14 protein-coding genes and 1 pseudogene are annotated in these 14,486 nt (G+C 35.3%); 8 read left to right on the top strand and 7 right to left on the bottom strand.

The window, feature by feature from the left end; all coding sequences use genetic code 11:
* Positions 1-1,395: a hypothetical protein gene (locus NSIN_RS09105; protein ID WP_101010913.1), complete on the top strand. Its 1,395-nt coding sequence runs from the start codon at positions 1-3 to the stop codon at positions 1,393-1,395.
* 355 nt (positions 1,396-1,750) lie between these two features.
* Positions 1,751-3,244 (top strand): annotated as a pseudogene (locus NSIN_RS09775) (alkaline phosphatase family protein).
* A 105-nt stretch (positions 3,245-3,349) separates the two neighbouring features.
* Here the strand turns inward: NSIN_RS09775 and NSIN_RS09095 are convergent.
* Entirely contained in the window at positions 3,350-3,739 is a 390-nt protein-coding gene (locus NSIN_RS09095) for a DUF6659 family protein (protein ID WP_101010912.1), read from the bottom strand.
* A gap of 157 nt (positions 3,740-3,896) precedes the next feature.
* On the opposite strand from NSIN_RS09095, the gene NSIN_RS09090 reads away from it, so the two are divergent.
* Positions 3,897-4,265 carry an antibiotic biosynthesis monooxygenase gene (locus tag NSIN_RS09090; RefSeq protein WP_101010911.1) on the top strand — a complete coding sequence of 123 codons (369 nt, stop codon included), beginning with the start codon at positions 3,897-3,899 and terminating at the stop codon, positions 4,263-4,265.
* A 46-nt stretch (positions 4,266-4,311) separates the two neighbouring features.
* Here the strand turns inward: NSIN_RS09090 and tmk (NSIN_RS09085) are convergent, their stop codons facing one another.
* Positions 4,312-5,043, bottom strand: a complete 732-nt coding sequence (tmk, locus tag NSIN_RS09085) for a dTMP kinase (protein ID WP_101010910.1) — start codon at positions 5,041-5,043, stop codon at positions 4,312-4,314.
* Between the two features lie 2 nt (positions 5,044-5,045).
* On the bottom strand, positions 5,046-5,714 hold the full coding sequence (gene tmk / locus NSIN_RS09080; protein ID WP_101010909.1) for a dTMP kinase: 669 nt from the start codon (positions 5,712-5,714) through the stop codon (positions 5,046-5,048).
* A gap of 234 nt (positions 5,715-5,948) precedes the next feature.
* On the opposite strand from tmk (NSIN_RS09080), the gene sixA reads away from it, so the two are divergent.
* A complete protein-coding gene (gene sixA, locus NSIN_RS09075) occupies positions 5,949-6,440 on the top strand; it encodes a phosphohistidine phosphatase SixA (RefSeq protein WP_101010908.1) in 492 nt (163 codons plus the stop codon).
* Between the two features lie 93 nt (positions 6,441-6,533).
* Positions 6,534-8,045, top strand: a complete 1,512-nt coding sequence (locus tag NSIN_RS09070) for a Ppx/GppA phosphatase family protein (RefSeq protein ID WP_101010907.1) — start codon at positions 6,534-6,536, stop codon at positions 8,043-8,045.
* On the opposite strand, the gene NSIN_RS09065 is transcribed toward NSIN_RS09070, so the two are convergent.
* The 4 genes from NSIN_RS09065 to NSIN_RS09050 form a co-directional block, all read right to left on the bottom strand.
* Positions 8,040-8,840, bottom strand: coding sequence for a CHAD domain-containing protein (locus NSIN_RS09065; protein ID WP_101010906.1), 801 nt, complete (start codon positions 8,838-8,840; stop codon positions 8,040-8,042). The two genes, NSIN_RS09070 and NSIN_RS09065, sit on opposite strands and share 6 nt — an antisense overlap.
* A gap of 49 nt (positions 8,841-8,889) precedes the next feature.
* Positions 8,890-9,879, bottom strand: a complete 990-nt coding sequence (locus NSIN_RS09060; protein ID WP_101010905.1) for an inorganic phosphate transporter — start codon at positions 9,877-9,879, stop codon at positions 8,890-8,892.
* A 9-nt stretch (positions 9,880-9,888) separates the two neighbouring features.
* Positions 9,889-10,521 carry a DUF47 domain-containing protein gene (locus tag NSIN_RS09055; protein WP_101010904.1) on the bottom strand — a complete coding sequence of 211 codons (633 nt, stop codon included), beginning with the start codon at positions 10,519-10,521 and terminating at the stop codon, positions 9,889-9,891.
* Positions 10,522-10,605: 84 nt separating this feature from the next.
* Positions 10,606-11,658: a PhoU domain-containing protein gene (locus NSIN_RS09050; RefSeq protein ID WP_101010903.1), complete on the bottom strand. Its 1,053-nt coding sequence runs from the start codon at positions 11,656-11,658 to the stop codon at positions 10,606-10,608.
* Positions 11,659-11,796: 138 nt separating this feature from the next.
* Between NSIN_RS09050 and pstC the strand changes: the two genes are divergently transcribed.
* The 3 genes from pstC to pstB are packed head-to-tail and all read left to right on the top strand — an operon-like array spanning position 11,797 to position 14,485.
* Positions 11,797-12,765 carry a phosphate ABC transporter permease subunit PstC gene (gene pstC / locus NSIN_RS09045; RefSeq protein WP_101010902.1) on the top strand — a complete coding sequence of 323 codons (969 nt, stop codon included), beginning with the start codon at positions 11,797-11,799 and terminating at the stop codon, positions 12,763-12,765.
* Positions 12,762-13,682 (top strand): phosphate ABC transporter permease PstA, encoded by a 921-nt coding sequence (pstA, locus tag NSIN_RS09040; RefSeq protein WP_101010901.1) that lies wholly within the window; start codon positions 12,762-12,764, stop codon positions 13,680-13,682. The genes pstC and pstA overlap by 4 nt, the downstream gene beginning before the upstream one ends.
* Positions 13,679-14,485, top strand: coding sequence for a phosphate ABC transporter ATP-binding protein PstB (gene pstB / locus NSIN_RS09035; protein ID WP_165775303.1), 807 nt, complete (start codon positions 13,679-13,681; stop codon positions 14,483-14,485). Before pstA ends, pstB begins: the two co-directional genes overlap by 4 nt.
* Position 14,486 lies beyond the last annotated feature (1 nt).

Genomic DNA, 14,486 nt, shown 5'->3' with positions numbered 1-14,486 from the left:
TTGCGAAAAGGCATCCAAGTCATACCGATTATAATACCCACTGATACAGTCAAAGGAACAGATTTGGAACCGCTTGAATTTTGTGATGTTTGTTTTCAGAGGGGAAAACCTAATCTCTGTGAAACATACAGGAACACATTTACAAAAACTGCTTCATTACAATTCTCTCAGAAAACAAGATTGGACAAGATTCTCAATAGGCTTGAGATAAGACCACGTTCTGTGGAGAAGAAATGGACTCTTGTGGTAGATTCTCAAAAACGTAATGAATTTCTTGATTCTCTGTGGGGGGCAAATATTACTGTCCATACCTTAGAAGATCATGTCAAGGTCATCACTAGATTATACAAACCTGAAATTAGAAAGTTAGGAGACCGTGAGGAAATTGAACTACCAAGCAAAGAGTCTTGGGAGGAGTTTGATCCGAAATCTAGAGATTGGATACCGCTTGAGGTTGCAACAAAGAAAGACAAATTCTATGCTACTGTAAATCTTGGAAATGTACTCAAATGTTCAAGTTTTGAAGGCACCACATATTTTCGAACATATCTTAATGGTGCAACTCCTATGCTTGCTTCTATGGAAAAACGTGCTGTATACAATATTGTTTCTACTCTTGCAGAGCCAATATCATCTATATGGAAATCTGATGCTGGAGAAAGCCGTGGATTTGTAGGATTTGATCAGCTGCCTAACATCCCAGATGAAATATTTAATGTCATTAGAAGATTAGCAACTATAGACAAGAGAATTCCTGATACTTTGATATTTGAAAATAATGACTATGAACTGGTCAAAACAGTTCTTAGTTGTATCAAAATAGATCTAGTCAAGTCTTCTGATATAATGACCACTGTGCTGGATAAAAAATCTGATGTTCCTGTATTGCTTGATGACATACAAAAAGAAAGACTAGATGTAATGCTTGATATTCTCAAAGAGATGGGCGGAAAAATTGATCTAGAAAAAGAAGGCCTGTCTATTTCTGGTACTCGTGGATTGATTAAGATCGTGTTTGTTGACAGTGATAAAAGTACACAGGATGGAAATCTTGTGAAAATCGCAATGTCTGCACTTGAAGATCCCCCTAGGTTTGCTGAAATTCTTTTCATGATAAAGAAACGATTGGGTCTTCTTGATCTGCCTCTTGAAAATATGCTGAGCCAACATTGGCCTATAATATCTGATAGTGATTTACAATATGTAATACAAACGGCAATTTCGTGGTGGTCGCATAATCCTGTATTGGCTTCAAAGATACTTGGTGATGGTAAAAAATTTTCCAAGGTCAAAGAATGGAATAATAAAATCAAGGAAGGAAAAATTCGTTCATCTCTTGATACTGTGACATTGGGAAAAATTATCAAACAAAAAGAATCAAACATGCTGAAATGATGGATTTGTTTTGAAAAATGTTATCTAATACATGAATTGCAAACCACTTGTCAATTCTATCTTCTTGTCTTGTCATCTAAAACCAATGTAATTGTTAATTGCGGGGAGGGTCTACAAATATCCAGAAAACCATAAGGAATCTCTGTAGACCGATCTACAGAGTGAATTTCTTTATCTAAATATTTACTATATTTTCTTCGATCATTACATGTAGAGCTTGATCACTATGTGATTTGATAAGCGATCAATGAAACCAAATAAAGTACATTTGAATTTATTTGAGTATTGTTTTGTAAATACTTCAACTAAATCTATTTGTGATATGGAAATATTGAACAAAAATTAATCTCATTTAATGACGAAAATTCTGACGACAACAATCGCAGCACTGATGATTGCATCACTTTTGCTAAGTAGCTCAAGTCTTGCACTTACATCATCTACCAGCACGCCCATAAAACATCTAGTGGTCATATTCCAAGAAAATGTATCATATGACCATTATTTTGCAACATATCCAAACGCAACTAATCTACCAGGTGAACCGCAATTCAAGGCATCTGAAAATACTCCGTCTACAAATGGACTGACTCAGGTGTTAGTTGCAAATAATCCTAACTCAAAAAAACCCTTCAGGTTAGATAGGACACAAGTAATAACTTGTGACGAAAATCATGACTATAAACCCGAGCAACAGGCATATGATAATGGACTTCTTGACAAGTTTGTAGAAACTGTGTCAAATATTGGTCCTGGTTGCAATCCTGACGGGAGTACTGTAATGGGATATTATGATGGAAACACTGTTACTGCGCTATGGAATTATGCACAAAATTTTGCAATGAGTGATAACTCTTACAGCTCTACATTTGGTCCGTCTACTCCTGGAATGTTGAACCTAATAGCAGGAGAAACACATGGCGCAAATCCTACAAACATTTCTGATTCTGTTGTGAATGGAACTGTGATAGGTGACCTAGATGGTGCGTATGATGATTGCTCAAGTGGTACCACGATAAACATGACTGGTACAAACATTGGCGATCTTCTAAATGCTAAAGGAGTTACTTGGGGATGGTTCCAAGGTGGTTTCAAACCAACTACACTTTGGGATGGAAATTCAACACATAAGGCAAAATGCAAGTCATCTCATCTAAATGTGAGTGGTGCTAATGTGACTGATTACAGTGCTCATCATGAACCATTTGAGTACTATGTATCTACAGCAAACCGACACCATCTTCCACCAACATCTGTTTCTATGATAGGAAAGACAGACCAGGCAAACCATCAATATGATATGTCTGACTTTTAGAACGCTGTAAACTCTGGCAATATGCCCGCAGTGAGTTTTCTAAAGGCTGCCAAGTATCAAGATGGGCATGCTGGTTACTCTGATCCTCTGGATGAACAACATTTTGTTGTTGATACTCTCAACAAACTCCAAAAATTGAAAGAGTGGAAAGATACTGCTGTCATCATTTTGTATGATGACTCTGATGGATGGTATGATCATGTTATGCCTCCTATATTGAACCAGTCAAACGATCCCTTACAAGATGTAAGTTGTGGAATTGCAAAGCCAGGTGATTATAAGGACAGATGTGGATATGGTCCAAGACAACCGCTCTTGGTCATCTCTCCATATGCAAAGGAGAATTATGTAGATCATACAGTCACAAATCAGGCATCAGTGTTGAAATTCATTGAGGATAATTGGAATCTTGGCCAATTATCAGATCCGCAATCATTTGACAAAAAGTCAGGCTCTCTTGACAATATGTTTGACTTTGAACATGGTGACGTGGACAAACTATTCTTAGATCCTATTACAGGTCTAAGAAAATAACCTCTCTCTTCTTTTTTTGTATTGTGATTTGGTATATGGTAATAGATTTGGTTATATTCTGACGCAGTAGGAATAGCTTTTATTACAAATGGAAAATTTTAATTTTTATACTATTTCTATTTTCTTATGTTTGTTTATCTTTTCAATGATAACTTCTTTGAGTTGAATTGTATTATTTTTAGATCTTGAAACCACCAATATTACATAGCTAAGAAATTCAAAGGAAAACATTGTAAATTTTTCTCTCTCAAGAATGTAACTTGTAATTTTTCCAAGCTCATCATCATGATCTTTGTTCATTGACGTCTGAAGAACACATTGCATGAAAAACATCTCTTTTTTCAATGGATTGTAGTATGTATCAATGGCCTCTCTAACTTTTGTTTCTATTACTCTTCCCTTGTTGTTTAAAACGGCGACCAAGTTTATACTATTGTCTATATTGATGATCTCATTACACAAATTATCAAATCCAAAATAGCTATCATATATCATGGACATGAATAGAAAACACAACGATGAATCAAAAAGATATACCGTATAGACTGTTGCTATTTATGATATCTCTATAGTTCTATGATTATATTCTGGTTCTATCACACAGACGCCACATCAATCAAGTTTTTATTTATGAAATTATATCCTTCATCAGGTGCATAATTTGGAGCCTGTTGTAGTGTTGGTAAAATACAAGATTAAAAAGAAAAAACTTGACAAAGCCAAGACTGCTATATCTGAATATGTTGATGCAGTGAAAAAGCATGAACCTAGAACAGCAGAATACAAGGTCTTTCAATATGAAGATGATTCTACCGTGTTTGTTCACATGATGTCATTTATGGACAAGGATGCCAAAAAAACACATGAAAAAAGTGAACACCTGAAAAAACTAAAAAAAATTCTAGTTCCAATCTCAAAAGGAAAAGCCGAATATACTAATATGGTAGAACTCAAACCTATAAAGTCCAACGAAAATATTGAAGCAACACATACTCCTGCTTCCCATGAGCCTGTAAAATAAAACATATTTTTGTATATAATGCTCATTGGAGTTTTTGTATCTATTTTTATTGGTGGCCCACTCTGTGAAGAAAACTATCTATTCTTTTTTGTAGGTCATTGTGTATTTCTTGTACAGTTCTATTTCCATTGATGGGTATAAGACCGTATTTTTTCTGCATCATATGAAATTCTTGTGAAATCTTTTTTTGATATATGAGAAATGATTCGTACATGTCCTCTGATAACCCCATATCTGCACCTGATTCATAATGATCTAATGTAGAATTTTTTTGAAATACTCTGTGGATTAAAACAGACGGTTCTACATCAAGATAAAATACGATATCTGGTTTTATGGCAAATCCATACAGATTGTGGCACCATGTTTTGTCTAATCCTCTTACAACATTTCTTGCTATGAGTGTGTAGATGTATCTGTCTGCAAGGACTATGTATCCTGCCTGTAAAGCTGGTATTATCTTGTATTCAAATTGATCTGCAAAGTCTGCAGCATAATACAATGCAAGAGTTTTTCTTCCTAAATTATAATCTCTTTTTGCCTCTAAAATACCTCTTCCTACTAATTCTGATCTCTTAAGACCAGTATTGAGTACTGCATGACCGTCTGCCTCAAGTCTTGTTGTAATTTCTTGAATCTGAGTACTGCGACCTGATGCGTCTGGTCCTTCAATTACTATGAGTCTTCCCTTTATCTCTATATCTTGTAGATTTTTTATTCCATGTCCGTAGAACTCTACTGTTCTTTTTCCAAGATCCTTGTATTTTGCTCTTGACATTTCTATATTCTCTTCCTAGGTTGGTGACCCTCTAAAAGCGGCATAATTTTTTTTCGTACAATATTTTGTTGTTCCTCTATGTTTAAAGTTCCATCTATTATTGTAAATCCCTCACTTTCTGCAAGTGAGTCGTATTGTTCTATTATTCTGCCCTGGAAAATTCTATAACTTTCATACTGGTCATTGCTCAAATTCATATCCATGCCAGCCTCGTAATACTTTAGCTTTGGTCTTCCTATCAAAATTCTATCAACTGCAATATCTACTGGCACTTTAAAGTAAAATGCAACATCTGGCTTTATTGCAAAATCATAAACTTTTTTGACCCATTCTGGATTACACCCTCTTACTATGTCTCTTGCAAAAGCTGTATACACATATCTGTCTGCTAAAACAAAATGACCAGCTCTTAGCAATGGGGAAATGTTTCTTTCATATCTGTCTGCAAAATCTGTTGCATGTAGCAAACTAAAAGTAGTTGGTGTAAGTAGACCCTTTTTCTTACCTTTTGAGGTAATTTCTTTTACCATTTCTGAGGAATTCCATTCTGATTTGAAAACACTTACTCCTTTGTATGCTAACCATTTTTCTAAAAGATGAATTTGAGTTGATTTTCCAGAACCATCTATACCCTCAACTATGATAAGCTTACCTCTAGTATCTGATTTCATGCTTTAATTCCTTCTGATGTAATGCTGATTTTAGGTTTTGCAGTGAGAATTCTTCCATGGATATGATTATGCAAATTAGTACAAGATATGATTGTACTCTATATAGTAATTGTAACTCTATGAAATATGGAAAATACTATAGCAGAATTTTAGATATATGTAGTTGAAAATATGATGGTGAAACACTATGATTTGTTTAACTCATAAATATCTCGAAAATCGGTTGACTTGTAAATGGACCTGTTAATATTGAGACATGGAGAAGCAGGACGCTCATCTCAATTGCCTGGGGATTCAAAGAGATCTCTTACATCTGAAGGAAGACAAGAAGTCACTGATTTATCAAATGGGCTAAATTCTTTGAAGATAAAACTAGATAGAGTTTTTACAAGTCCTCTTTTACGTGCAAAACAAACAGCCGATGTTGTAGCAAAATCTCTCAAATACCAAGGAGAGATAAAAGAACTTGATTGCTTAAAACCAGAAGGTAGTAGATTAGAACTTTACTTGATACTGTCAAAACTAAAACAAGATTCTACAATACTTGTTGTAGGTCATGAACCATATCTGAGTGAGATGATAAGCGAAGCAATATCTCAATCTGAGTGTAGAATCAATCTCAAAAAGGCTGGCTTGGCAAAGATCAAAGTAACCGCCACACTTCCTAAAATCAAGGGAGAATTGAGATGGTTACTTACTCCAAAACATTTAAAAAAATTTGCATAGATCTACATCTTCTATGTTTTTCATTTAGTAAAAAAATGTAAATCAGAACTAGATTAATAGTAACATGAATCTACTGAAGAAGGGGTTGTTCATCTGAAAATATCTGTAATAGATCTGGGATTCAACTCTGCCAAACTAGTAATTTACGATGTACAAGATGATGACTCGTTTGATGTTTATCAACAAGAAGGAATTAAGGTAAGACTTGGAGAGGGACTTGATGACAAGGGAAAATTGGCAAAAAAGCCCATGTCTAGGGCGATTGATACCCTGAAAGTCTTTAGAGATATTATCCAGCTAAACCCGATCAAGTCTGTACTACCAATTGCAACTAGTGCAGTCAGAGAAGCAAGCAACAAAAATGAATTCCTAACTCAGGTCTTAAAAGAAACTGGTTTTAATTTCAAAATTCTATCTGAAAGAGAAGAAGCACTTTATTCATATGTTGGTGCAATAAAGGCACTTCAAATTCCTGATGTATTGTTTTTTGATATTGGAGGGGGAAGTTTAGAGATTGTACACGCAGAACAATTCAAGATAAAAAAAGTGATCTCCTTGCCTCTTGGTTCTCTGAGATTAACACGTAAATTTGATGATAAAAAAGGTAAACTAACTAACAAGAATCTCGAAAGTCTGCAACGATATGTATTGAATTTGCTCCCAAGTAAAAGAGATCTTAATCTTAGTGATGATACAAAACTTGTAGGAGTAGGAGGCACATTACGTGCATTGGCAAGATATGAACAAAAGCTCTCGGGATACCCTCTTGATAAAACACACAATTACAAAATAGGGAGAAAATCCCTTGATTTTACAATTAACAGGCTTGCAAAGATGACATCTGGAGATATCTCAAAGATTTCAGTTATTGGTGCAAGCAGAGCTGAGACTATTGTGGCAGGTTCATACGTGATAAGAACACTAATGGAAAAATATGATCTCTCGAATTTGTATGTGAGCAATCACGGACTCAGAGAAGGAGCACTTTCAATATTTTTAGAAGATCCAAAGACGTATCATAATGGTAATCCAACTGCTGAACAAATAAGATCTACAATAGGGATAATAGAACCGCGTAAAGCAAATCCTGAAAAAGAAAACTTCCTTTACAGTCTGTCCTCGATAAAACTATTATCTAAACGAGAGAGGAAAATATTTGATTATGCAGAAAAAATATTATTGTCAAAACATTCGTTTAGCAATCCTCAAAGTATTTTCTATTTTGTTATGGATGAAGATCTACCTCTTGATCATGATGATCATCTAATATTGGGTTTGGCACTAGTACATACAAGACATCCTAAAACATCAGACTGGTTATTTACTAGATATAAAACAATCCTGTCTCAGCAGGACAAAATTTCAATAAAAAAAATCTCTATACTTGTTACATTGAGAAAAATTCTTGAAAGAACAAAATCCAAAGTGGAATTACGGCTGCACGGAACAAGAATAGTTGAACTCATAGTTAATCCCTCAAGATCCAATCACAACTTTTTACTAAAAGATGCCTTACGAAAATTTGAGAATGCATTTGACGTAAAAGTAATTTTATCAATACGCCCTTATCAGGGAAGCTCTCAGAATTCTATTCTAGAACTATAGCTTGAGGGAGATGTTTGATCTTTTCATTATTGTAACAAACATGCTGTATTTTTTGCTCCTTTCAAGAACCTCTGAATCTATGATGCTTGAATATCTGGAATCCTGCTTGATATTTTTTAAATAATCTATGATTATGTCACTGTCATGAATATCGCCTAATACCTCTTGAATATTTTTCAAATTTTTTAGAATGTCTACAATTATTTTTCTCTTTGGTGCAAGCTCTAGAGAATATCGTAATTTTTTAAAGTCTTTTCTCAGCATGTGAAGCTCATTGATCTTTTTTTCATCTCCTAGCACAATTATAATATTTTTCTGTATGTTTAATATCATTTCATCCAGAATTTTCTGGTATTTTTTTTTCAACTCTGATTTTTTTAAAAAAAAACTAGAGGTTTTTGGAATCCGGGAATTTGAAATTTCTAGCGCCAATTGTATGGCATCTTTTAATTGTCTACCTCTCAAATTCCTCAGAGATGATACTAGTTCAGTAGTTTCAGTATGATATTTTGCTTCCATGCGTGCACAAATTATATCGTAATCTCTAATTGAAGCATTACTTTTGAATAATGTTCTGATCTGTTTCAGATAATGTTTATTCTTTTTTTGTTTTCTTGTGTTTTTTGAAAGTATGCGATATGCTGATTCTAATCGTCTAATTGAAACTCGTATATCGTGTATGTTTTCATCACTGGGATTTTCTATGTATTTGTTTAATTCCTGTTGGAAATTATTTGAAATCTTTTCAAATTTTTTAAGAAATATTTTTTTGTTTAATTTCAAAGAGTCTTTCATTTACTGCTTGTATGACTTTGCTTCTTTAAAGTTCTACTGTAGCCTTTGTCTACTGTGTTAATATTTTTATCAGTGTCATTATGACAAATGACACTGCAGCACTTGCAGGTATTGTGATTATCCATGCCCATACAATTCTCTTACCGATTCCCCATCTTACTGCAGACATTCTTCTTACTGCTCCAACTCCCATTATGCTTCCAGAAATTGCATGCGTGGTACTTGCAGGAATTCCAAGCCATGCAAGCGTAGCAATTATGCTTGCAGCACTTGTTTCTGCTACAAATCCCTGGTATGGTCTTAATTGGGTAATTTTTACTCCCATTGTTTTCACTATTCGCCATCCTCCAAAAAAAGTACCAAGACTCATGGCCATTGCTGCCATTATGATAACATAATATGGAATGCTGAATTTTGTAATTACTCCTTGGGTTAATAATATGAGAGCAATGATGCCCATTGTCTTTTGTCCGTCATTTGCTCCATGGGTTAGGGAGAAATATGTGGATGAAATTAATTGTAGTCTACCAAATGCAGAGTTTACTACATGTGGTTTTGCTTTTGCAAAAACTGCCATTACTACAAGACCTGCTCCAAATGCAGCGCTAAAGCCTGCTATTGGCGAGACCAATATTCCTGTTACTACTTTTCCTATTCCGTCCCAAATTATCACATTTGTTCCTACTCCTGCTATGCCCGCTCCAATTATTCCTCCTACCAGCGCATGACTGCTTGATGTGGGAAGACCAAGTATCCATGTGAATATATCCCAAACAATTGCACCAACTAAAGCACCAATTATTATTTGAAGTGTAACAAAATCTGGATTTATGATCCCCTTTCCTATTGTTGTTGCAACTGCTACTCCGAAAATAAATGGACCTATAAAATTGGCTGCAGCAGCTAATGCTACTGCAGGTAATGGTCTGAGAATTCTTGTTCCTATTACAGTAGCAATAGAATTTGCTGCATCGTGGAATCCGTTGAGAAAATCAAAAACTAGTGCCACTAATATTGCTCCAATCGCTAGTTCAATCATGAAATCTACCTATGTGTATTTGAGAACGATGTCCTCTATAGAATCCGCCACATCAAGACATCTGTCTGACGCATGTTCTAGCGCTTCGTAGATGTCTTTCATTTTAATTAAATTGATTATATCGTTGGTTTCAAACAATTCTCCTACTGCCTTGCGGTAAATGACATCTGCTCGATGTTCTATTTCATTTACAGTGCGACAATGTTCAATTATTGACTTGTCAGCTTTTACCTTGTTTAATCTTGTAATCATGAGGTTTATCTCCTTTGTAGAATTATGGATTTCTTTTGCTATCTCAAGCATATATGGTGGAGATGATTTTATTTTGAAATTAATTATTCTACCAGAAATACCTTCAATGTAATCAATTATGTCATCTGTCTTTGATGCAATTCTGGAAATGTCTTCTCTGTCTAATGGTGTTATGAAAGTCTTGTTCAATTCCTCAAAAATGGAATGTGTTAGCTTATCTGCATCCTTTTCTATTTTCTCTATCCTGGAATGAACCTCATTTATTTTTTCAAAGTTTGTAAATAACTCTACTAACAATTTAGCAGATTCTTCTGCTTTTGATGCAAGATCGTTTAATATTGCAATAATCTCTTTATCATTTGATTTTATCCATGACATCCATTGTGCCATGTTGTTCGTCGTAAACTTCATAGATAAATGTCTGTTCTATATAGGAAATGCAATCTATATAGATGAAAGACTGATCTGTATAAATCAGGCTGTGTTGTTTTCTGAGATTACATCCTGTACCGTCTCATTGATTACTGCTTCTGCAATGTCACTTGAATATTCTGCTGTCCTGCGAATATCTTCTAAAACAAATTTGATTATGCTCGAATATTTTTTTGATTCTTCCAATGAATCAGTAAACTCTTTCTCCTTTTCTGCTATTTTACGTGCGTTTGATGCAACATTATCTGCAATAACATAATCTCTCTTGTTTAATGCCAGGATGGAATCTTCAAAGACCTTGAGTGATTCCTCGCTGAGGCGAGTTATTTTTTGTATCAACGCAGGCTCTAAAGTTGATTTTAAAAATCGTATTCTACTGGCAATTGATACCGCATGATCTGCAATTCTTTCAATTGATTTGACAACTATTCTATAGCTTATGCAATCCGATGGTTTCTTAAGCCCAATGTCTCTGAGAATCTTTTCATGTTCTACTGCAAGGGTCAGATTTCGTAGTATGTATAGACTAAACCTGTCTACTTCATCATCCAAGTGAGTTATTTCTTCTCCCATCTCTACATTCATCTCTTTTAGTGCATCAATTGCTTGTCTGTGCATTGTTGAGGTGAGAAGAAACATTCTCTTTAGTGCATCACTTATTGAGAGTTCTGGTAAACTAGTTAGAATTTGGATTGTAATAGATTCTGCAGTAGATTCTACTATCTCAGTTCCTATCATGTTTTTTCTTACCAGATCTCTTATTGCCTGCTTGTGTTCAATTTGTATTCTACCTCCTTTTGCGTAAACCTCGATGATCTGATAACCTGACAAATACATGGCAATTATTTTTCGTTGGATTGATTCTATTGAATCCTTTTGGCTTATGGATGTTCTTGATTTTGTAATCTTTGGTGTTGATGAACTCTGTGTAGGTAATATTGAAAGTGATTTGTTGACATTCTTGACTATTGATACAGGGTCTCCTGTTTTGAGTTTTAATTCGTCGACCCATTTTTTGGGAAGCGATAAAACATACGTAGATCCACCTACGAGTTGTAATTTTCTTACTTCTTTATCGTTTAGTATTTCTGACACTACATCTAATGTATTTCTTATAATTAAAGTACTTACCCATCAATTCTATGTATATCTATATAGTTATATGATTGACTATGAAATCTAAGAAATTATGGTCGATTATCTCATATCTAATCTTTAGACCAAGTATCTTACATGCTTGCAGTTACTATGAAGAAAGGATCTGTTCATACTGATAAGATTTTCAAATATGTGGCAATTGCAGCAGCAACCTACGTCCTTGCAATAATTGTCATGATTGTAATTAATTTGACTACTGGTTCTGTACAGGTGTGGCAACAGGAAGGAATATCCTTTCTCACTGGCTCTGACTGGAATTCTGTTGAAGGTAGGGAGTCATACGGAGCTGCACCGTATATCATGGGAACTCTGGTTAATGCAGGAATTGCAATGTTGATAGCAATACCATTGAGTTTTGGAATTGCAATGTTTCTTTCTGAGCTTTCTCCTAGATTGCTGCGCACTCCGCTTGCAATGATTATAGAACTTTTGGCTGCTGTCCCCAGTGTTGTATATGGTTTATGGGGGCTGCTTGTGTTTAGAACATATGTACGAGATTGGATCGAAGTTCCACTGCACAATATTTTTGGAGATAACAGCATAATATTTGCTGGAACTCCATTTGGACTGGATATTCTTACGGCAAGCATTGTTTTGGCTATAATGATTATTCCTACAATTGCATCTGTTTCAAAAGAGATCATGATGGCTGTTCCAAACAGTCAACGTGAAGCAGCCTATATGCTTGGTGCTACAAAATGGGAGGCTTTTAGAATTGCAGTCTTGCCTTATTCTAAATCTGGATTAATTGGTGCAACAATTCTGGGTCTTGGAAGAGCTGTAGGGGAAACAATGGCAGTAACAATGTTGATTGGTAATGCAACAGGAGCTGCCGCATTCCCGTCTTCTTTGTTTCAACCTGGTCAAACGCTAGCAAGTATAATGGCAAATGAATTTGCAGAAGCATCTCAAGGTGGACTTCATCTGGCAGCTCTGATTGGAATAGGTCTGATTCTTTTCATTATGGCATTTGTCATAAACATGGTAGCACATCTTCTTGTTGCCAAAGTAGTCAAATCTCATGAGGGGGCAGTATTGGCATGATAACTCCTGAACAGCGTGCAGAATTTAGAACTCATTTTCGTTACAATGTTAAAAGACGAATAATTCTTGATAAAATCATCAAAGGTGCAGTCTTTGCATGCGTTGTAGTTGCAATTGTCCCACTTGTTGCTATACTAGTCAATGTCTTTACAAATGGTTCATCTGCATTATCTTGGGAGTTTCTTACTCAGATACCAGGAGCTGTAGGTAGTGATGATCCTGGTGGAATAGGGCCTGCAATACAGGGTACTATTGTGTTAATTGGATTGTCTAGTCTTATTGGAGTACCTGTTGGTATAATGGGCGGAATATTTCTCTCTGAATATGGTAATAACAAGTATGGACGAATGATTAGGTTTTTCAACGATGTTCTTGCAGAATTTCCAACTATTGTTATTGGTGTCTTTACCTTTGTTCTGATTGTACTGACAGTAGGAAACTTTTCAGTCTGGGCTGGATCTTTTGCCTTGTCTATTGTGATGCTACCAATAATAATGAGAACAACTGAAGAATCATTAAAACTAGTTCCTGTTACTTATCGTGAAGCTGGATATGCATTAGGGATTCGAAGATATCGGGTGGTCTTTACCATAGTACTAAGCAGTGCAAAAAATGGGCTTGTAACAGGAATCTTGCTCTCTGTTGCAAGAATAGCTGGTGAAACAGCACCTCTTGTATTTACAATTCTTGGAAGCAGCCAATTTCTAGAGGGTTTGGATGGACCTGTTGATGCACTTCCTCTTAGAATTTGGAGATTATCTTCGCTTCCATATGATAGCGCAGTTACACAAGGATGGGGAGCTGCATTTGTTTTGATAATACTTGTCCTTTCCATAAATATTGGTGTACGTTATATGGTGTTAAGAAAAAAAGAAAAGACTAGAATAAAGTTCAGAAAGTTGGGAGCTATATCATGATGGAAACAATCACCAAAGTTCCAATAAGGGAAAACACCGGAGATGTAAAGTACAAACTGGTGGCAGAAAATATTGTTGCAAGCTATGATGGCATTACAGCCGTAAAGAATGTCTCTATGAAATTCCGGGACAAGGCTGTTACTGCGCTTATTGGGCCTTCAGGATGTGGAAAAACAACATTTCTTAGATGTCTTAACAGAATGCATGAGCTTACCAAAAATGCATCCTTGACAGGCAAAGTTTTGCTTGATGGAGAAGATCTCTACTCTAACAAAATTGATCCTATAATTAATAGGAGAAAAATAGGAATGGTATTTCAAAAACCAAATCCGTTTCCTACCATGTCAATATATGATAATGTTGCATGTGGCCTCAAACTCAATGGTGTTAAAGATAGAAAAATTCTCGATGAAGTAGTAGAAGGATGTCTCAAGATGGCATCTCTATGGGATGAAGTCAAAGGAGACTTGAAAAAACCAGGAATGAGCCTATCTGGAGGACAACAGCAGAGACTTTGCATTGCTAGGGCACTTGCCATTCAACCTGAGGTATTACTCATGGATGAACCCGCGTCTGCACTTGATCCTATTGCAACTCAAAAAATTGAAGAAATGATACAAGAATTAAAAAAAGAGTATACGATTATCATCGTTACTCATAATATGCAACAAGCTACACGAGTTTCTGATTATACTGGTTTTATGTATCTGGGTGATTTGGTTGAATTTGGAGAGACAAAACAGATCTTTGAAAATCCTAGAAATGAAATAACTGCTAAATATGTTCAGGGTCAGTTTGGATAAG

The organism is Candidatus Nitrosotalea sinensis (genome assembly GCF_900143675.1).
GTDB lineage: Archaea > Thermoproteota > Nitrososphaeria > Nitrososphaerales > Nitrosopumilaceae > Nitrosotalea > Nitrosotalea sinensis.
Note: the sequence above shows the minus strand (reverse complement) of the source record. Positions and strands in the feature narration are given on the sequence as shown.

What these genes read in the sequence shown, in the direction of transcription:
- NSIN_RS09065 (WP_101010906.1), bottom strand. Translation starts at nt 8,840, where the DNA reads ATGAAAGACTCTTTGAAATTAAACAAAAAAATATTTCTTAAAAAATTT.
- sixA (WP_101010908.1), top strand. Translation starts at nt 5,949, where the DNA reads ATGGACCTGTTAATATTGAGACATGGAGAAGCAGGACGCTCATCTCAA.
- tmk (WP_101010909.1), bottom strand. Translation starts at nt 5,714, where the DNA reads ATGAAATCAGATACTAGAGGTAAGCTTATCATAGTTGAGGGTATAGAT.
- NSIN_RS09095 (WP_101010912.1), bottom strand. Translation starts at nt 3,739, where the DNA reads ATGATATATGATAGCTATTTTGGATTTGATAATTTGTGTAATGAGATC.
- pstA (WP_101010901.1), top strand. Translation starts at nt 12,762, where the DNA reads ATGATAACTCCTGAACAGCGTGCAGAATTTAGAACTCATTTTCGTTAC.
- NSIN_RS09060 (WP_101010905.1), bottom strand. Translation starts at nt 9,879, where the DNA reads ATGATTGAACTAGCGATTGGAGCAATATTAGTGGCACTAGTTTTTGAT.
- pstC (WP_101010902.1), top strand. Translation starts at nt 11,797, where the DNA reads ATGCTTGCAGTTACTATGAAGAAAGGATCTGTTCATACTGATAAGATT.
- tmk (WP_101010910.1), bottom strand. Translation starts at nt 5,043, where the DNA reads ATGTCAAGAGCAAAATACAAGGATCTTGGAAAAAGAACAGTAGAGTTC.
- pstB (WP_165775303.1), top strand. Translation starts at nt 13,679, where the DNA reads ATGATGGAAACAATCACCAAAGTTCCAATAAGGGAAAACACCGGAGAT.
- NSIN_RS09055 (WP_101010904.1), bottom strand. Translation starts at nt 10,521, where the DNA reads ATGGCACAATGGATGTCATGGATAAAATCAAATGATAAAGAGATTATT.